Source organism: Streptomyces sp. NRRL F-2580 (assembly GCF_000720115.1).
Lineage (GTDB): Bacteria > Actinomycetota > Actinomycetes > Streptomycetales > Streptomycetaceae > Streptomyces.
The window spans coordinates 1-18,109 of the sequence record NZ_JOIR01000026.1 but is presented as its reverse complement, the minus strand read 5'-3'; the positions used below and the strand labels follow the sequence as shown (position 1 = coordinate 18,109).

Genomic DNA, 18,109 nt, shown 5'->3' with positions numbered 1-18,109 from the left:
GCGGCTCTGCGTGGCTGAATGAGTCTCAATAAGTGCAGCTCAGATGCCCTACGCTTCGGAGGCTATCGAGTGCAACAGGTGTCGTGCAAGCGTGTCACAGATCTTGTGACACTAGCGCTATGACCACGGACCAGGGTCGGCAGGTGAGTGGGGTCGGCTTGCTCAGCGGTGAGGCTGGTGACGGCGTAGACGGTCTTGATAGTGGTCTTGCCGGTCTTACGGTCGGTGCGGCGGCGCTTGATCTGGACGGCCTGCCGGGCTCCGGGGAAGAGCAGGCTGTTGACCGTGGCCACCTTGATCCGTCGGATCTCCGCGCGTCCGTGGCCGGTGCCCCTCACGCGGCCCTGCAGCGGGATCTCTGTCCACGGAAGGGATTTGAGCTGCTTCCGGAGTTTCTTCTGGTTGCCTTTCACGATCACGATGTAGTGGGCTTCGCGGCCGAGGAGGTAGTCGGCGTGCTCGCGTTGGGTGTGCATGGCGTCGCTGGTGACGACCACCCCGGCCAGGTCGGCCATGGTCTCCAGCAACGGCTGGAAGCAGGTGATTTCGTTCGTCTTTTCCTGCACGTCCAGTTGGGCCAGGACCAGGTCGGTGGTGTGGTCCAGGGCTGCGAGCAGGTGGATCTTGCGGCCGTTGGCCCTGGCCGCTCCTCGAAGGCTCTTGCCGTCGACCGCCAAGCCACGCAGCCGGCCCTCGGCTCGGTTGCGGCGGTCGGCGAGCCAGCGGCCGACCGCCAGGTCCAGTGCGTCGCCGTCGATCCGGGCCAGCAGTCGTCGAACCGTCGTTTCCGCAGGTAGGGGCCGTTTGGGGAACAGGGGGGCGAGCCGCACGCCGACGTGTTCCAGCACGTGGAGGACGCCGACCAGAGCGTGGCGCACTCCACGGGGATTACGAGGATCAGGCACCTGGGCGAGGCGGTCCAGCAGCCCGGGCACTTCTTCCGGCGCGACCTCTGGATGCTCGCGGAGTTGGTCAAGGGCAGACGGGATCAGCGATGATGCTTCGGCAGGCACGGTCTTCCAGGCAGGTCACGGGGCGTCGAGAACTCCATGATCTTGGAAGCCGTGCCTGTTCCGCTCTCCCTGGCCGATCAACCTGGCACACCGGCTTCGACAAGAGTTCGGCCACGAACGTGCACCCTGCCTTCACCGGCCGGGTCAAGCGCCTGGTCGCCCTGGGACGTACGAGCCCCGCGCGGACGGACGACCCCGACGGGCACGGCACCCATGTGGCTGGCTCGGTCCTCGGCGACGGGACGTCGGCGTCGATGGGCGGCGCCATCACCGGCCACGGCTCCCGGGGTGAGACTGGTCCTGCAGTCCCCTTCAGGTACGGCGATCTGGGCAACCGACCGATCCGGTTCCCCGCCCCGCCGATCAACGGTGCCGATGAGCTCAAGGTCAGTACGTCCCCCGCGGGCCACACCCTGAAGATCACCCTCGTGTGGACGGACCCCGCCGGTGAGGCCGAGGCCGTCGTCATCGCCCACCGGATCACCCGGTTCGCCCAGCCCTACGCCGTCGCGTGGCGCATTCTCTGACACGTATAAGGGCAGTGTCCTGGCCCGTTCGATCGGGCCGGGACCGACGAGTCCGCAGCAGGCGGTGCACTCTCAAGGCGCTCTCCGCGATGGTCCGGTGTCACGTCACCGGGTGTCGACGACCTGTCCGTGAGACCTGCAAGCCGCCGCGGTGTCGGCACGTTGACCGCTAAACGTCAGCCTGTTACCCGCTTCCTTGTTCTTCAGCCTCTTCAACTGGTCGTCCAGGTCCTGCTGGGCGCTCTTCGACAGCACCCAGCCCAGGGGTGCCTGCGTGCCGGGGCCCCGCACGTTGGCGAACGGCAGATAATTGGCGCAGCCGAACGCCTCGAAGGCCCGCTGGCGTACGTTCGCGTCCGTCGTGTTCACCGCTGCTGCCTTGCCCTGGAGCGGTACCAGGAGCTCCCGCGGCCGGCCCGGCGCGGGGGCCGTCGCCACGCTGTTGTAGCCGTTGTCGATCTGGACGAGCACCATCTCCACCGGGCGGGCCGCGACGGCGCCGCCGGCGGCCTTGCAGCCCGCCACGGCCGGGCCGCCCTTCGCCCGTTGGTTGTGGCAGGCGATCACCCGGTCGAGCTGCTCACGCAGATCGACGGCGGTCATGCTGCCGGTCCCTTCGACATAGCCGCCGTCGACCACGGACAGCCCGGCTCCCGGGTACCCGCATGTGCCGTTGATGAGTCTTCCGGAGGGCGTGATCCAGGGGAAGCGCGCGGACAGCAGCGCGGCGGTGGACCGCTTGACGTCCTGCTTCCCACACAGGAATCCGCCGCGCAGGTCGATCAGGGTAGGCCCGCCCACCTGGGGTTCTTCCTGACGAGCGCCGGGCCGAAGGGGCTGCTCGGGGCGCTGCGTACAGGAGGTCGCCCCGACAGGCCGGTCGAAGGCGCCGAGCTGGACGGGGGAGGTCAGCACTCGGCATCCGCTTTCGACCGCGGTGCCATTGAGCAGCGCCAGCGGTGTCCAGGTAGCGGTGGAGGTCTGCCAGGTCGCGTAGAACGGGTCCTTCAGCTCCTTCTGCCGGTGCTCCCAGGACTGCTCCAGCACGGCTGCCCGGTCCTTCCCGCCGAATCCGATGAACGCCCGCGGCAGGTCGACGTACGTCAGCCAGGCCACCGCTCCGGAAAGGTGGTCGTTCCCGAAGACCACCTTGGGGCTCTGCATCTGGCTCGGGACATCGGGTGAGGTCCGTGAGATCCACGACATCACTCCGAGGCTGCCGCCCGAAATGCCGCTGGCGGCGAAGACCGGGGCCCGTCCGTCCGACGGGGTGCACCCGGACCCGGCAGCCGACCGGACGGGCCCCGGGGGGAACAGCTCGTCGAGCACGGAACTGGTCCAGTAAGCCGCACGGACACCGCCACCCGATGCGGCGACGATCACCAGTGGCACGGACGGGGTGGTCTTCGGATCACCCGTCACATCGGCGGGGGACGGCAGGTCGCGCAGTTGGCAGCGGCCCATCTCTGGAACGCCACGTCCAGGTCCATGCCGTTCGACAGGACCGGTGACCCGGCCTCCACCTTCCGGATGCGCACCTGGTGATGGCCGTGCTGGTCGACCACCGAGGCGATCGGGAACCAGGCCGCCAACAGGACGAAGACGGGGGTGCGTTCCAGCGTCAGGGCCCGGAAGCCCGTGACCGGTGTGGCCCGTTCGGACCACCGCTGCAGTTCGTTCAGCCCCACCAGCGCCACACCTAGGAACACCGACAGCACGGCCATCGGCCCCGCCCAGATCGGCAGGTTCCACGTCCGGTCCCAGACGAGCGTGGCGATCGAGACGGCGACGAACAGCCCGCAGACGAGGGAGAGTACGAGATGAAGCCCGTATCTGCCGTGATTCTTCGACGGCGGCATCGCCCAGCGCCACCGCTTCCAGTGAGCCAGCTTCAACAGGTACGGCAGGACGAGGCCGGCCCCGGCCGCGAGCAGTCCGAGCAGAATGAGGACGACCGCCGACCAGCGGCGGGGTCCCACGATGGCCGGCGCCACGGCGGAACGTACGGCGAACACTCCGAGGACCAGCAGCGGCAGCGCGGCGAGCAGCCGTGCAGTGGTCCTCAGACTCTTCCGTCGCCTGCCCGTGATCATGTCGGCGCGCTTCTGCGTCGCCGTCGTGGCCGCGGCCGCCGCGGCGGCGCGGCGCGCGTCGGACCCGAACGTCGCACCTCCGATCCAGGACAGGAGGAAGACGAAGCCTAGGACGATCGCGAGTCCCAGCAGGCCGCGGGCGAGGGTGAAACCCAGGGCCGCGAAGACGAGTGCCGAGCCCAGCACCCACCACTGCTTGACCGGGGCCAGCGCCTTGTCCTGGGTGAGGGCGGTACGGTGCACGCTGCGCCAGAGCAGGAGCGAGAGGGTGAAGACCGCGACCGGTGTGGCGACCGCGGTGGGCATGTGGTCGAGCAGGCTCAGCAGGATGTCCGGCACCTGATTGATCCCGACTCCGGCCATGAGCAGCAACAGCACGGCGGAAACGAAGACCTGCACGCGCAGGACCGCGAGGTTCTCCCGCCAGGGCAGCATCGCCAGCACCTGGGTCCGGACGATCAACACAATCAGCAGCAGCGCGGCCAGCCCCACCAGGACCCATTTGAAGAGGGCCGACCAGCCCACCACCTGGTAGAGGTCATCGATCCGATCCGGTGTCAGGTCGTTCTCGGACAGCTTCCACTGACTTACGTCCTCCACCGCTTCCGTCAGCAGCAGAGCACCGATCAGGAGCCGACGCCGGGAGGGCGCGGCGGCCCAGCGCAGAGAGACGCTCGTCGGGTCCACGGGCTGAGACGCGCTCGCCGGGTCCACCGGCTGAGGGATCCGGGCGCGGAGGCCAATCAGGGCCCGGGAGAGCAACAGGACGTACAGCAGGACGAGAACCGCGTCGATTCCGACATACCAGCGGATCAGTAGTCGCGCCTCCGCTCCCCCGGTCGGTGGCCTGACGACCTGGCCGTGCCCCTCGCTCGTGAACGCGTCGAGGCAGGACTGCACGCGCGGCCCCGGATCGGAGCCCTTGTCCGTGTCCTGGGTGATGAGCGGCTTCTGCCGGTCGGGGAGAGTGCTGAACCAGACGCACCAGGCCGTGCCGGCCTCCGAGCGGGCTTCCCCGGAGCTGGGGTTGAGTGAGACCAGGCTGCCCCAGGTCGCGGACGGGGATCCCGGTGCCTCGATCCGGCCGAGACCGGCGTCCACCCGGCCCGCGGCGATGAAGAGGATCATCAACAGGACCAGTGCCGGCGCGACCCACCACCGCACCCTCTGCGGCCACCGCTTCACTACCTCGGGCATATGGGGGCTCCCACTCGGTCGACACGCCACATCGTGGTCGCCGGTGATGATCAGGCGTAAGCCGCCGAATGGGTAGCGCACGCGGCAGGCCGCGGCCGCGTCGGTCGGTCGGTCGGTCGGTCGGCCTCAGGGTGCACGCGCACGGCCATCCCATTAGTATTGTTTGGGGTAGTTTGAGTTCGTTCCCGGGGGCCAGTTGTGCCGCAGAAGCGGCTGCACTCCAGGGAGACACCATGGCCCAGCAACGCGCTGCCCGCCGTCCGGCCTCGGTTTACGCACTGGCCGGCATCCGGCTCTTCAACGGCGTCACCGGACTGCTGACGCCCACCGTGCTCATCCGGCGCCTCGACCCCGAGCGTGACCTCAGTCCGGCGGCTGTCTACGCTTTCCGGCTCTTCGGGATCCGTACGATCCTGCTCGGTCTCGATCTGCTCACCAACCACGGCCAGCGGCTCCAGAAAGACCTTCGCGAGGGCGTCCTGATCCACGGCAGTGACACCGCAACCGCCGCCTTGCTCGGCATCCGCGGCCAACTGCCGCCCCGCACCGCCGCCCTGACGCGCTCATCTCGGCCGTCAATACGACCCTGGCCGCCAGCGCGGCCGGCTTCGGGAAGAGGAAAGGAAAGTGACGACGGAGTCCGGTGCCCCGCCGGCCGAGACGGGCTTCGACTACATCGTCGTCGGCGCGGGCGCCGGCGGTGGACCTCTGGCGGCCAACCTCGCCGCCGCGGGCATGCGCGTCCTGCTGCTCGACGCGGGCGGTGCCGGGGAGAACGACAACTACCTGGTGCCCGCCTTCCACGCCGATGCCTCCGAGGACCCCGTCCAGCGCTGGGACCACTTCGTACGGCATTACGCGGACGAACAGCAGCACCAGCGCGACAGCAAGCTCGTGCCGGGCGAGGGCATCCTCTATCCGCGGGCCGGGACGGTCGGCGGCTGCACCGCGCATCACGCGCTGATCACCGTCTATCCGTACAACCGCGACTGGGACGAGATCGCGCGGGAGACCGGCGACGCGTCATGGCGCAGCACAGCCATGCGCCGGTACTTCGAGCGGCTGGAGCGCTGCACGTATCGCCCCCGGCCCAAGGAGCCCCCCGGCAATCGGCTGCTGGCCGCCTTCCTGGAGCTTCTCCCCTTCGCCGCCGCCCGGTACCGCAACAACTCGCGGCACGGGTTCGACGGCTGGCTGCCGACCCACCTCGCCAACCCCGAACTGGTCATCCAGGACAAGGAGTTGTTGACAGTCATCCTGTCCGCCGCAGAGGACACGCTCACCGACTTCATCGGCCGGCCGCTCTCCCCTCTGGAGGGGCTCGGATCCTTCGTCGATCCCAATGACTGGCGCGTGCAGACTGAGAGCCTGCAAGGGCTGTGGCAGATCCCGATCTCCACGGCCGACGGGCGGCGCAGTGCCGCCCGCGAACGCGTGCGGGCCGTACAGCGCAGCCACCCGGACAACCTGGTCGTCCAGACGAACGCGTTGGTGACGCGGGTCGTGCTGGACGAGGACGGGGCGGCGACCGGGTGTCGACTACCTGGACCAGCCGCACGCCTACCGCGCCGACCCCGCCGCCCACGACGCTCTCGCGCTGCCGGTCCCGCGCAGGGCGCTCGCTGCCCGTGAGGTGGTCCTGGCCGCAGGGACTTTCAACACGCCTCAGCTGCTGATGCTTTCGGGCATCGGGCCGCGTGAGAAGCTGGAACGGCACGGCATTCCCGTACGCGTCCCGCTCCATGGCGTGGGCGCGAACCTGCAGGACCGGTACGAGATCGGCGTGGACCGCGAGTTCCCGGTCATCAAGGACTGCGACTTCCAGGCGCCGGAGCCCGGAGCCGAACCGGACCGCTGCTACCGGGCCTGGCAGTGCGGCGAGGGCCTGTACACGACCGCCGTCGTCGGCATCACCCGCAAGTCCCACCCGTCGCTGGACACCCCCGATCTGTTCATCTTCGGCGGCCCCTTCGACTTCCGCGGCTACTATCCCGGCTACTCACGCGAACTGACACGCCACCGGGACCGCTTCACGTGGGCCATCCTCAAGAGCCGGACCCACAACACCAACGGCCGGGTGCGACTGCGCTCCACCGACCCCCGGGACACTCCGCTGGTGAACTTCCACTACTTCGCCAAGGGCACGGACGAGGAGGCTCGGGACCTCGACGCAATGGTCTCCGCCGTGAAGTTCGTACGCAGCATGAACCGCAGTGCCGACTCCGTGATCCGCAAGGAGCTGTGGCCCGGCGAGGAGGTCGGCGACACCGAGAGCGTCCGCCGCTTTGGTACAGGACGAGGCATGGGGCCATCACGCGTCCTGCAGTTGCAGGATGGGCCGGGGCCGATGATCCCTCGGCGGTCGTGGACAGCCTATTCCGGGTACGCGGTGTGGACCGCCTGCGGATCGTCGACGCCTCGGTCTTCCCCCGAATTCCCGGCTTCTTCATCGCCCTTCCGATCTACATGATCAGCGAGAAGGCGAGCGACGTGATCCTCGGCGACGCGTCGCGCACGCGAACCGCCGCGGCCGCATCGCGACACCCGACCTGACCGGACCCAATCCGAGGAGCACCACGATGAGTACGCAACGACGCGCCGTCCCCCGGCGATCCGGCTCTGGATACCGCTCATCCGTACCCTGGCGGATCATCACCCGCATCGCCGAGTTCGTCGACCGACGCACCGGATGGAACAACCTGGCGGTCACGCCCGGCCTGCTGGTCCTTCTCGGGCTGCGGGTCAAACTCCGTCAGAAGAACCTCCACGACACCTCCCAACTGCCCTCCGTCAACCTTCCCGACCCCGCGCCGCCCTCCGAGAGCCACCGGGTCAACCGGACTGCCGACGGCAGCCACAACGACCTCGACGAACCGCGCATGGGCATGGCGGGGACTCGCTTCGGCCGGAACATCCCACTGGACAAGATCGCCCCGGCTACGCCCGAGAGCGTTCTGTCGCGGCCGAACCCGCGCGAGGTCAGCCGCGCCCTCCTCACCCGCCACGAGCTGATCCCGGCCGAGTCGGTCAACTCCCTGGTGGCCGCCTGGCTGCAGTTCATGGTCCACAACTGGTTCAGTCACGGAACCAGTCCCACGGAACGGCCCTGGGAAGTACCCCTCATGGACGACGATCCGTGGCCGGAACACCCGATGCGGATCATGCGGACACCGGACGACCCGACCCGGGACCCTCGTCACCCGCCGGGACTCCCGACATCCGCATCAACGTCTCGTCCCACTGGTGGGACGCGTCCCAGATCTACGGGACGAACGAGGCGGAACAGCTCCAGGTGCGCACCGGCAAGACGGGCAAACTGCACCTCTTCGACGACGAGCCGACCCCGCGCCCGTCCGACGGTTCTCGCGATCCGTCGCGCGTTCCCGGCTTCTGGCTGGGCCTCGTCATGATGCAGAATCTGTTCGCCCACGAGCACAACGCGATCTGCGACCACCTGCACGCCGCCTACCCGTCCTGGGACGACGAGGAGCTGTTCCAGCGGGCCCGGCTCGTCAACGCCGCGCTCCTCGCCAAGATCCATACGGTGGAGTGGACGCCGGCCGTCATCAGCCACCCCACCACCGTCACGGCCCTGCGGTCCAACTGGTGGGGCATCGCGGGCGAGCGCGTCCACAACTTCTACGGCCGGATCTCGGAGAGCGAGACCATCAGCGGCATCCCCGGTACCAAGACGGACCACTACGGCGTCCCGTACGCCCTCACGGAGGAATTCGCGGCCGTCTACCGTATGCACCCGCTCATCCGCGACAACTGGCACCTGCGCTCCGTCACCGACGACTCCACCCTCAGCGAATGCACCTTCCGCGACCTCGCCGGGCCCGAGGCACTCAACGTACTGAAGACCAAAGGGATGGCCAACCTGTTCTACAGCTTCGGCACCCTCCACCCGGGACTGGTGACCCTGCACAACTTCCCCAAGTTGTGCAGGACTTCGAGCGCCCCGACGGAAAACGGCAGGACCTCGCTGCCACGGACATCCTGCGCAACCGGGAACTGGGCGTCCCCCGCTACAACGAATCCGGCGACTGCTGCGGCTGAAGCCCGCGGCGAGCTTCGAGGACCTGACGGACAACGCCGTGTGGGCCAAGGAGATCTCGAAAAGGTCGACCTGACCATCGGGATGTATGCGGAGAGGCCTCCGACCGGATTCGCCTTCAGCGACACGGCATTTCGCATCTTCATCCTGATGGCCTCGCGCCGGCTGAACAGCGACCGCTTCTTCACCGACTACTACACCCCCGAGGTGTACTCCAAGGCCGGCATGGCCTGGATCGACGACAACAGCATGGTCACCGTGCTGCTGCGTCACTACCCGGAGCTGCGCACGGCTCTCGCGGGGCTGAAGAACGCATTCGTGCCTTGGCACACCGCCAGCGGCAGCACGCATTCCTGACGAAACGGGCCGACGCGCCCCCCTGCGCCTCAGTGAGCGGAGATGCCGTTCCCTTCCCGTCTGTCGAGCAGTTGCGCACGGGTCTCCACGGCTTCACGGAGTTGTCGCTCGACGAGTACACCGGTCGCCCCGGAAGCCGCTCCCCGGGTTGAGCGCTACGTGCCGCCCCTCCGCCGCCATCGAGACGACTCCGTCTTGCGGTACACCCCTCTGCGGGAACGCCTCACGTTGGATCGGCGCGCCAGTCGTGTGTATGTGTTGCTGTAGCAGGGCGTTGAACTGTGCCGCCGCCGTGTCGGGGATCCAGTGCGAGACGCCTTCCAGCTCTACGTAGGTCATCGGCGCGGCGACGTGCTGCGCGATCGCGCGTGCGGCTTCCTTGCCGAGGAACTAGTCCTCTGTCGACCAGACGTACCCCGACTATCTCGCGGTGCTTTGCGACCGACGGGCGCTGACCGCGAGCTTGAGCTACTACCGGGCAACCGCGTTCGACGAACAGCCGACGTGAGCAGCATCCAGGTCCCGACCCTCCGGCCACCTGTTCTGCGGGCGACTCGGTGAGGCCATCGAGCGCATCCGGGTGGCGCCCGGCGATCTGCCAGGCGACGATACCGCTTCAGTCGTGACCGGCAGCCTGGCGGCCGGCGATCAGGCCGTTGACGGCGTGCATGGCCAGTCGCTCCGCGTCCGGGTCCCGCAGCAGCCGATGTGCGTGGCGGCAGGCCAGGACTGCTCCGGTGAGTTCGAACACCGCCCCTTGGGGCGGGCAATTGCCGGGCCAGGCCCCTGGTGGCCGACCCGCCCGGAACGTCGTTTCCCTTCGGTGCGACAAGGGCCTTGGAGGGCCGTGCCCGGCACAGTGGGGCCACCTGTCCAGGAGCGCTGGACGCGCACCGGATCGGACCTCAAGATCTCGATCTGCAGCTGGAGCGCCAAACCGTGCCCAGACACCGGCGAGCAGCAGCCGGATATTCCGTACAATTATGGACTATATTTAGTTGATATCCCTACGTTCGCAGGCCGCCCGCGAGGGGAGTGCTGACATGGTTGAGCGGGACACCCCGGAGAGGCGGGGACATCTGAGCCGCCCGCTGGTGCTCACCGCGGCCGTCGCCCTGGTCGACCGGGAAGGGCTCGCCCGGCTGACCATGCGGCGCCTCGCCTCCGACCTCGGTGTGGAGCCGATGGCTATCTACCGGTACACCGCCGGCAAGGAGGCCCTGCTCGACGGCCTGGTCGAGGCCTTCTTCGCCGAGGTCAACGACCGGCTGCGGACTTTGGCCGAAAGGATCTCCACCGACCGGGAGATCACATCGAGCGACCCGTCCTGGCGCGCCGAACTGCGCCGGATCGCCCGCGCCTTCGCGGCCACGGTGCACGCCCACCCCGAGATACTGCCCGTGGTGGCCACGCGCCCGCTCAGCGTACCGGTGGCCCGGCGCCCCGCGCCGGTGCTCAAGCTCACCGAGCACATCCTCGAGGTACTCGGCCGCGCCGGCTTCGACGACGCCACGACGCTGACGATCTACCGCGCCTTCGTGGCCTGGATCCTCGGCTGCCTCCTCGTGGACAAGCGCCAGGCGGTCGACAACCCCGAGGAGCCGGACCTCATGCTGCGCCTGGGCCTGCACCGGATGCCCGCCGCCGAGTACCCGCGGCTGCGCGCACTCGTCCCGCGACTGGCCGATTACGACGACGAGCAGGAGCTGATCGCGGGCCTCGACTGCCTGCTGAGCCGGATGCCCGAGGCGCCGCTTGACTCGTTCTACGGCGGAAGCGCAGGCTGAGGGTACGAGGTACACATCAGACATACATGTACGTGTTTCCCCCCGCGTATACGCCAGCGTGCGCGCCGTCCCGGCAGCTTTGGCACCGCTGATGTGAGGCCGACGGCGCCCGAAGGAGGCCCGTCATGTCCAAGGAGTACACGATCCTCCGCGTCCGGGTCACGGCGAAGGACCCCGACACCCTGCGCGCGCTGCTTCGCGATACCCGTCCCGACGTCGGCGGACGGGTCGGCCAGGACGAGGACGGCAGTCTCAGCTTCGACGCCTACGTATCCCCCGAGAAGGCCGAAGCCCTCGTACGCGAGGGCGTGACGGTCACGACCCTGGAGGACGCCGCCGCCACCGGACGCGCCCGTCAGGCCGAGGTCGGCGAGGGAGACCGATTTGCTCCCGAGGACGCGGTTCCGCAGGGACTCGCCCTCAAGGTGAAGGACACCTAGGAGGGACGCCATGCCGTACCTGAATATCACCGAGGTCGCGTCCGGCGTGACCAGCCTGGCCGCCGCGTTCCCGGGCGAATGCGAACTCATCGACCTGCCCGAGCTCACCTTCGAGGGCCGGGCCGCCCAGGCTCTGCGGATCGGCACCACCGAGCGAGGGGCCAACGACGCCATCGTACTGATCGGCGGCGCACATGCCCGGGAATGGGGCAGCTGCGAAATCCTCGTCAACCTCGCGGCCGACCTGCTGCACGCGCACAGCGGCGGTACGGGCCTCGCCTACGGCGGTACGAGCTTCACCTCCACCCAGGTGCACAGCATCCTCGACGGACTCGACGTCGTCGTGTTCCCGCTCGTCAATCCCGACGGTCGGCACTACAGCCAGACCGTCGAACCGATGTGGCGCAGGAACCGCAATCCGGTCCAGTCCGGCGGCGACCCGGCCGCGATCGGCGTCGACATCAACCGCAACTACGACCACCTATTCGACTTCGAGACCGCCTTCCACCCGGACGCCCCGGTCCGGGTCTCGGCCGACCCGGCCGACCTCGATCAGGTGTACCAGGGACCCAGTGCCTTCTCGGAGCCCGAGACCCGCAACGTCCGCTGGCTGCTCGACGAGTTCCCGCGGACCCGCTGGTTCGTCGACGTGCACAGCTACACCCAGGACATGCTCTACGTGTGGGGCGACGACAACAACCAGTCCATCGACCCGACCAGGAACTTCCGGAACCCCGCCTTCGACGGCAAGCGCGGACTGAAGCAGGACCTGCTCTACGCGGAGTTCGTCGCGAAGACCGACGCCGACGACTCCGCCGTGCTCGCCGAGCAGTTCTGCAAGGCGCTGAAGGGCGTACGGGGCAAGGAGTACACCCCGCAGTCCGCCTTCGACCTGTACCCGACCTGCGGGACCAGCGACGACTACGCCTACGCGCGCCACATCGTCGACTCGCAGAAGGGCAAGATCCTGGCCTTCACGGTCGAGTGGGGCAAGAGCTTCCACCCGCCGTGGGCGGAGATGAAGAAGATCGTCCTCGAAGTCGACGCCGGGCTCGTGCAGTTCTGCCTGACCGCTCGCACCTAGATCATCTAGCGCCGTGCCGTACGTGGTTGAGGCGCCCGTGTGGCGGGCGCCTCAGCCAAGCCCGGGCCTATGCGGTCCGGTGGTAGAAGAACGGGTCGATGGACGGGGATACCCGCGTCACGTTGTCGAGGTCGAGCAACTGGTGGCTCACGAAGTCGGCGTGACGCTGGTACGTCACACCCTCGGGGAAGTTGGCGTGGTCGGGCGTGTTGTTGCCCGAGAACACCCCGTAGAAGTCGCGGCCGACCGTGAGCAGCCGGATGTAGTCGCCCAGGAACGGCAGGAAGCGCGCCGTGGGTACACTGGCCGGCGCCTGGTGCAGCACGTGGCGCTCCGGCGGGGTCTGCCAGTCGTCGGCCGTCAGCTCCAGCACCGTCGCCCACTGCCCCTGACTGAACTGCTGGTAGGCCAGTCCGAGCAAAGCGTCCGTGTTCACGGCCAGCGCCGGGTTCTTGGCGTTGCTGACGGTACGGACGTCGTCCGACCAGGTCTGCCCGAAGTCCGTCGAGTGGCGGACGTGCAGGATGCAGCCGACCCCCGCCGTCGCGCCGACACGGTCGCACCAGGCCACCCGGACGCCGGCCGCGTCCGTGGGGTCCACCGCGATCGCGAGATCGCCGCCGAGGCGCTCCTGGCCCATGAACGCGTTGAACGTCTCGAACCGCTCCGTCGCCACGCGCTGGCCGATGGCCGAGTCGTCGGCGTCCTTCAGGCCCTGGAAGGGGTTCGCCCCGACGCCTCCTCTGTCGTCACGGGTGACCACGACGTCGAAGGTGACGTTCACGATGTCGCCCCCGCCGTCGGTGGCGTTCTGCCAGCTCTCGAACGCCGCGTAGACCGTCCCGTCAGGGTGGAGTGCGATCCGTACCGGCGGCCCGTCCTGGCCGTCCGGGGTGCGCTGTTCGACGCGGTTGCGCGCGAATCCGGCGGGCGCCGGTGCCGAGCGGGCGTCGTCGGAGACGTCCACGGCGGCGGACCTGGGGCGGAGCCCCAAGTCGTTGTTGGCGACGTAGACGCGGTCGCGGGTGACTCCGTTGTCCTGGAAGCTCCCTGCCACGACCGACGGCTGGTCCGGCCTGTCACGGGAGAGGAGGACCTCCATGGGCGCCGCCGAGGAGATGCCCGGCGAACGCAGGATCTGCATGCGCAGGATGTTCTGCAGGGAGGCCTGGGCGTTGAGGATGCCCGCGTAGAGGGCGCCTCCCTTGGACGCGAAGCTGACCGAAATGTCCCCTGTGCCCAGCCTCGGGGTACCGCCGGGGACGACGCTTCTCAGCATCCAGGTGTCGCCGCCGTCGGTCGACACGTAGATCGGGGCGAGGGAGCCTCCCATCGGGTCGGGGGTGAACGCGGTCGCGACCACCTCGTTGGGGTGCTCAGGATTGACGGCGAGGTCGGGCTCGGCGTCCTGGGAACGGCTGCCGCTCAGCGCGACGGGAGTGATGTTGACGACTTTGAGCGTGGGCATGTCCGCTCACCTCCGTGCCTGCAGCGTTTGAAGCTTCTGCACCGGCTGGTAGTCATCGGGGTGGACGATCTGGAACGGGGCCCACTCGGCCAGGGCGCCCTCGGTGGCGTGCAGGAACCACATCCCCTCCTGCGAGGCATGCGGCTTCGGCGCCTGGAACCAGCGGAAGTCCCGGCTGTTGGGGTAGAGCACGTTGATCCGCCCCTCGGTGACCTGCCCCTGCTCCACGTGACCCACGTCGAGCTGCGCGATCCACCAGTTGGGGGTGTGCTCCGAGACGTGCTCGTCGCGCGCCCGCTCACCGCCGGCCTGCCTGCTGCCCGCCTGCTGCAAGCCCACGACGACGCCGATCACGACCGCGTCCGCTTCGTCGGCGTGCGTGACCATGTCTTCATCCTCGATGTCGCGCTCCAGCGCGGAGAACGGCATCGCGTCGGCGGTTCTGGCGGCACGGGAGAGGTGCGGCTGGACCGCGTCCGCGGGCAGCCGTCCGATCTCCTGGACGGCGAGCCCCCGTCCGTAGACCGTTCCGTTGGTGAAGAACGCGACCGCGTCGCCGACGGCCGGCGGGTCGAGTTCCGCCGACAGCTGGACGGTGACCTCGCTGCCGGCGAGCTTCTTGAAGGCGTCGGGTGCGTGCAACACCGCGTCCACCTGGACCACGGCGGTCCGTTCGTCGACCGGTACGTCCGCCACTCGCGCGTCGCCGAGCTGCGTGACCGTACCGACGAAGCTCAGCGGCGCCTTCCGGATGAGCTCCCTCGCGTCCTCAGGCATGGCGATCCTCCTCTCGCCTCAGCCCGGCTCCGCTACCGCAAGGCGTGCGCGCCGGCTGGGTGGGTTCTGCGCCACTCCATCCGCGCGCCGAGGGCGCACAGGACGGTGACCAGGGCCGTGATGGCCACGATGAGCCACTCGAGCACGCCGCTCCCGGCATCGGGCTCGACGCCGAAGAGGAGCTCGATCCAGTCGCGCCAGACCAGCGTGACCAGGAAGAGCAGCCCGGACAGGGTTCCCAGGGCGGTCTCCGCCCAGAAGCGCGTGCGGACCGGGCCCGTGGGGTGGTGCTGGAGTCTGTGGAGGGCCATCGCGCGGCCTCCCCTCTGTGACTGCGCCGGTGCGCCGCCCGTGCGGGGCCACCGGCTCGGGGTAAGGGTTCGGGTCGCGGAGCCGCGACCCCACCGCCGCCGGCGTCCATGAGACGGGAGGTACCGGCGTACACCTACGATGCACACGTACTACGTCCAGTCTCCGCGCGCCTCCGACCCCGGTCAAGGCCTGCCGGACGGCCCCACGCATGGCGTGGGATTCCCCCAGCCCCACACCATCCGGAGACAGCGCTACGGCTCCTCCTGGGCGCGCCGGCGGCAACCCTGGGCTGACCGTGCTGCTGGACCGGGTACCCGCCGAGCGCGCCGGCACCGCCGGCGGTGCCTGATCTACGGTGCCGGCGACGTCCGCGTCGAGAACGTCCCGGACCCGCGCATCCAGCAGCCCACCGACGCCCTCGCCGTGCGCGTCCCGCAGGCCGTCGGCACCCTGGTCAAGCTCCCCGTCGGCGAGGACTCCGCCCTGCTGCCTTCCCTGCTGACGCTCTCCGATGTGTTCCCTACCGGCCACCACTGCGCGGTCACCGCCAGCGTGAACGAGCGCACCACCGTCACCGTCATAGGCGACGGCGCGGTCGGCCTGTCCGCCGTGCTCGCCGCCAAGCGCCTCGGCGCGGAGCGGATCACCCTCATGGGCCGGCACAAGGACCGCACCGACCTGGGCCGCGCGTTCGGCGCCACCGACATCGTCGCCGAGCGCGGCGCCGAGGGCATCGAGAAGGTACGAGCGCTGACCGGCGGCGACGGCACCCACACCGTGCTGGAATGCGTCGGCCCGGAACCGCCCTGGACACCGCCTTCGGCGTCGTCCGCGCCGGCGGCACCGTCTCCCGCGTGGGTGCCCCCCAGTACCCCACGGTGAAGATGAACTTCCCGCTGTTACGGCGACGTGTACGGCCAGTGGCGCGCCATGAGAGGACCCGCGAAGGCCTCACCAGGGCGACGGCGTCGCCAACTTCTACCCCGATCGGCTCGTCGACCTGATCGAGACGCACCCGTTCTTCCAGCGCACCGCCGACCATGAAGTGATGCTCGAGCACAGGGTCCAGATCCAGTCCTGGGGCGGGTTCGCCGAAGGCTGCAATAACCTCTTCGCGCACCCGCTGCTGAGCGAGATCGGTGCGAAGCACGGGAAGTCGGGGGCGCAGGCCGCGCTCCCCCGGCTGACCCGGCGCGGCGTCGTCGCGAACCCCAAGTCGGTCCGCGCCGAGCGCATGGCGGAGAACATCGACGTCTTCGACTTCGAGCTCACCGACGACCAGATGGCGGCCATCGCCACTCTGGACACCGGGTCCTTCCTGTTCTTCGACCACCGCGACCCTGCCGTGGTGGGCCAGTTCGGCAAGCGGCGCCTGAACGACTGAGCCGGGTCACCAGATCATGGCGACGGACCGCAACGCGGTCTGGAGCTGGGTTTCTTCCAGGAGAACCAAGTGGGGCGCCTGGCCTGTGGGTTGCCGCGGCGTCGGACGTCTGTGTCGGCATGGATGAGATCGCTTCTGCGCCACACCGTCGACGAGGCGCGACGACCGCCGGGTGATTGGCATATGTTCGCGAATCTGTTGCAGAACCGATACGGCTCACCCCGTCTCCGTAAGTGAATTTCGGACAGCATCGGAGAAAACTGGGCGACCGATACGCGCCAGGAATCACGACGTTGAAAGCAGGATTTCGAGCCGCTGCTGCCGCCCTGGCCGGCGAGGTCACCAGCGCCGCGACCGGTAGCTGACCGGCTGTGTCTGCAGGGCATCCTGTACGTCCTCTGCAACGACATCGCGTGGCAACTCCTGCCCCCTGAGCTTGGGTTCGGCTCGGGGCAGACCTGCTGGCGGCGCCTGGAGCGGTGACAGAAGGCCGGGGTCTTCGACCAGCTCCACCGGATCCTGCTCGCCGAACTGAACGCGGCCGGCCGCCTCGACTGGTCCAGGGCCTGCGTGGACGGCTCACACATCCGCGCGAAAAAGGGGGCGCTGACACCGGCCCGTCGCCGGTCGACCGGCGGAAGACAGGCAGCAAACATCACCTGATCTGCGACGGACGCGGCACCCCACTCAAAGTCATCACCACCGCGGCGAACGTCAACGACGTCAACCAGACCCTCGCCCTGGTCGACGGTATCCCGCCAGTGGCGGGCCGGCCCGGCCGGCCCCGCAGACGGCCGGACGCCCTGCTCGGAGACAAGGGCTACGACTCCAATCCCAACCGCGATGAGCTGCGCAAACGCCGGATCCTACCCGTCATCTCCCGCAAGGGCGCCCCGAACATCAAGGGCATGGGCAAGCTCCGCTACGTCGTTGAACAGACCTTCGCCCTGCTCCACCAGTTCAAACGACTCGCCGTCCGATGGGAACGGCGCACGGAACTCCACGACACGTTCGTCTCCCTTGCCTGCAGCCTCATCTGCTGGAGACGCCTCAACAAGCCCGACTCGTGATCGCGTTACGAGCTCATAGTGCACCAGAGTGCCTGGCGAACCGCGAGTGCCGCTGAAGCTTCGAAATGGTGCTGTGCCAGAACCTCGCGATCAAGGTCGCCGGGACCGGCCGGTCTCGCTTCCGCCATCAGTAGGTGAAGCTCACTACTCGAACTCCTAACGGAATGATCTTTCGCGTCAGGAGTCGAAGTCTGGCGAGGAAGCACGGCTGGCCCTGAGCACCTGGGCAAGGGTCGATAGTGCTTCGAAGACACCGAGGACCTCGCTGAGGAACTCGAGATACGTCATCCCGGAGGGGCTCTCATCGCTGAAGATGCGGCCTGTCTGGAGGTCGTGATGTGCTGTCGCGTGCCCAATCGTGTTCCGGCGGCGATTAGTGAGCAAGCTCTCGAATGACTCCCATCCTGGCACTTGCGCCACATACGCGATCTTGTAGGCATTGGATACTGAGCTTTTCGGGTTGTCGTCGGGTGGTGACGGTTCATGATCCCTGCGGTATGCCGGTGGTATGCGTTATCCGGAGGGTGGGGGCCTGACCGCTGA

Annotated in this window: 19 protein-coding genes and 2 pseudogenes; 12 read left to right on the top strand and 9 right to left on the bottom strand. The window is 68.5% G+C overall.

Annotated elements, in window-relative coordinates:
- Positions 1-62 precede the first annotated feature (62 nt).
- On the bottom strand, positions 63-1,013 hold the full coding sequence (locus IF88_RS44080; RefSeq protein WP_234323693.1) for an ISAs1 family transposase: 951 nt from the start codon (positions 1,011-1,013) through the stop codon (positions 63-65).
- A 119-nt stretch (positions 1,014-1,132) separates the two neighbouring features.
- Here IF88_RS44080 and IF88_RS47370 point away from each other — a divergent pair, with 119 nt between their 5' ends.
- Positions 1,133-1,540 (top strand): hypothetical protein, encoded by a 408-nt coding sequence (locus IF88_RS47370; protein WP_030717116.1) that lies wholly within the window; start codon positions 1,133-1,135, stop codon positions 1,538-1,540.
- Positions 1,541-1,645: 105 nt separating this feature from the next.
- Here IF88_RS47370 and IF88_RS0125735 read toward each other — a convergent pair whose 3' ends face one another.
- The 3 genes from IF88_RS0125735 to IF88_RS46720 form a co-directional block, all read right to left on the bottom strand.
- Positions 1,646-2,746, bottom strand: a complete 1,101-nt coding sequence (locus tag IF88_RS0125735) for a hypothetical protein (protein WP_158754569.1) — start codon at positions 2,744-2,746, stop codon at positions 1,646-1,648.
- A 212-nt stretch (positions 2,747-2,958) separates the two neighbouring features.
- Positions 2,959-4,830 (bottom strand): hypothetical protein, encoded by a 1,872-nt coding sequence (locus IF88_RS0125730; protein WP_030717110.1) that lies wholly within the window; start codon positions 4,828-4,830, stop codon positions 2,959-2,961.
- A gap of 50 nt (positions 4,831-4,880) precedes the next feature.
- A complete protein-coding gene (locus IF88_RS46720) occupies positions 4,881-5,318 on the bottom strand; it encodes a hypothetical protein (protein ID WP_158754568.1) in 438 nt (145 codons plus the stop codon).
- A gap of 139 nt (positions 5,319-5,457) precedes the next feature.
- Here IF88_RS46720 and IF88_RS45700 point away from each other — a divergent pair, with 139 nt between their 5' ends.
- Genes IF88_RS45700 through IF88_RS49120 form a run of 3 tightly spaced genes read left to right on the top strand, consistent with a single transcriptional unit; the run spans position 5,458 to position 7,383 of the window.
- A complete protein-coding gene (locus IF88_RS45700; RefSeq protein ID WP_051837541.1) occupies positions 5,458-6,462 on the top strand; it encodes a GMC family oxidoreductase N-terminal domain-containing protein in 1,005 nt (334 codons plus the stop codon).
- A gap of 1 nt (position 6,463) precedes the next feature.
- Positions 6,464-7,300 (top strand): GMC oxidoreductase, encoded by an 837-nt coding sequence (locus tag IF88_RS48230; protein WP_051837540.1) that lies wholly within the window; start codon positions 6,464-6,466, stop codon positions 7,298-7,300.
- Positions 7,231-7,383 (top strand): hypothetical protein, encoded by a 153-nt coding sequence (locus tag IF88_RS49120; RefSeq protein ID WP_267884531.1) that lies wholly within the window; start codon positions 7,231-7,233, stop codon positions 7,381-7,383. Before IF88_RS48230 ends, IF88_RS49120 begins: the two co-directional genes overlap by 70 nt.
- Positions 7,384-7,460: 77 nt before the next feature.
- On the opposite strand, the gene IF88_RS48225 is transcribed toward IF88_RS49120, so the two are convergent.
- On the bottom strand, positions 7,461-7,598 hold the full coding sequence (locus IF88_RS48225) for a hypothetical protein (RefSeq protein ID WP_234323699.1): 138 nt from the start codon (positions 7,596-7,598) through the stop codon (positions 7,461-7,463).
- 111 nt (positions 7,599-7,709) lie between these two features.
- On the opposite strand from IF88_RS48225, the pseudogene IF88_RS49115 reads away from it, so the two are divergent.
- Both IF88_RS49115 and IF88_RS49110 read left to right on the top strand, forming a co-directional pair.
- Positions 7,710-7,964: pseudogene (locus IF88_RS49115) on the top strand (peroxidase family protein); the annotation flags it as partial.
- 2 nt (positions 7,965-7,966) lie between these two features.
- Positions 7,967-9,244 (top strand): peroxidase family protein, encoded by a 1,278-nt coding sequence (locus IF88_RS49110; protein ID WP_267884529.1) that lies wholly within the window; start codon positions 7,967-7,969, stop codon positions 9,242-9,244.
- 616 nt (positions 9,245-9,860) lie between these two features.
- Here IF88_RS49110 and IF88_RS49105 read toward each other — a convergent pair.
- A complete protein-coding gene (locus tag IF88_RS49105; protein ID WP_267884528.1) occupies positions 9,861-9,995 on the bottom strand; it encodes a hypothetical protein in 135 nt (44 codons plus the stop codon).
- A 292-nt stretch (positions 9,996-10,287) separates the two neighbouring features.
- Here IF88_RS49105 and IF88_RS0125710 point away from each other — a divergent pair, with 292 nt between their 5' ends.
- From IF88_RS0125710 to IF88_RS0125700, 3 genes are all read left to right on the top strand, one after another.
- Positions 10,288-11,031 (top strand): TetR/AcrR family transcriptional regulator, encoded by a 744-nt coding sequence (locus IF88_RS0125710; protein ID WP_030717107.1) that lies wholly within the window; start codon positions 10,288-10,290, stop codon positions 11,029-11,031.
- Between the two features lie 125 nt (positions 11,032-11,156).
- Positions 11,157-11,471, top strand: coding sequence for a hypothetical protein (locus tag IF88_RS0125705; RefSeq protein WP_030717104.1), 315 nt, complete (start codon positions 11,157-11,159; stop codon positions 11,469-11,471).
- A gap of 10 nt (positions 11,472-11,481) precedes the next feature.
- Positions 11,482-12,555, top strand: coding sequence for a M14 family metallopeptidase (locus IF88_RS0125700; RefSeq protein ID WP_030717102.1), 1,074 nt, complete (start codon positions 11,482-11,484; stop codon positions 12,553-12,555).
- 67 nt (positions 12,556-12,622) lie between these two features.
- On the opposite strand, the gene IF88_RS0125695 is transcribed toward IF88_RS0125700, so the two are convergent.
- Genes IF88_RS0125695 through IF88_RS0125685 form a run of 3 tightly spaced genes read right to left on the bottom strand, consistent with a single transcriptional unit; the run spans position 12,623 to position 15,111 of the window.
- A complete protein-coding gene (locus tag IF88_RS0125695; RefSeq protein WP_030717100.1) occupies positions 12,623-14,023 on the bottom strand; it encodes a hypothetical protein in 1,401 nt (466 codons plus the stop codon).
- Positions 14,024-14,029: 6 nt separating this feature from the next.
- Entirely contained in the window at positions 14,030-14,800 is a 771-nt protein-coding gene (locus IF88_RS0125690; RefSeq protein ID WP_030717090.1) for a hypothetical protein, read from the bottom strand.
- A 32-nt stretch (positions 14,801-14,832) separates the two neighbouring features.
- Positions 14,833-15,111 carry an ABC transporter permease gene (locus IF88_RS0125685; protein ID WP_030717079.1) on the bottom strand — a complete coding sequence of 93 codons (279 nt, stop codon included), beginning with the start codon at positions 15,109-15,111 and terminating at the stop codon, positions 14,833-14,835.
- 139 nt (positions 15,112-15,250) lie between these two features.
- Between IF88_RS0125685 and IF88_RS40800 the strand changes: the two genes are divergently transcribed.
- The 3 genes and pseudogenes from IF88_RS40800 to IF88_RS0125670 all read left to right on the top strand — a co-directional run bounded on the left by IF88_RS40800 (position 15,251) and on the right by IF88_RS0125670 (position 17,566).
- Complete coding sequence (locus IF88_RS40800; RefSeq protein WP_051837539.1) at positions 15,251-15,994, top strand: zinc-binding dehydrogenase; 744 nt, start codon at positions 15,251-15,253, stop codon at positions 15,992-15,994.
- 166 nt (positions 15,995-16,160) lie between these two features.
- Positions 16,161-16,496, top strand: coding sequence for an aldo/keto reductase (locus IF88_RS40795; RefSeq protein ID WP_051837538.1), 336 nt, complete (start codon positions 16,161-16,163; stop codon positions 16,494-16,496).
- A 315-nt stretch (positions 16,497-16,811) separates the two neighbouring features.
- Positions 16,812-17,566: pseudogene (locus tag IF88_RS0125670) on the top strand (IS5 family transposase).
- Positions 17,567-18,109: the final 543 nt, after the last annotated feature.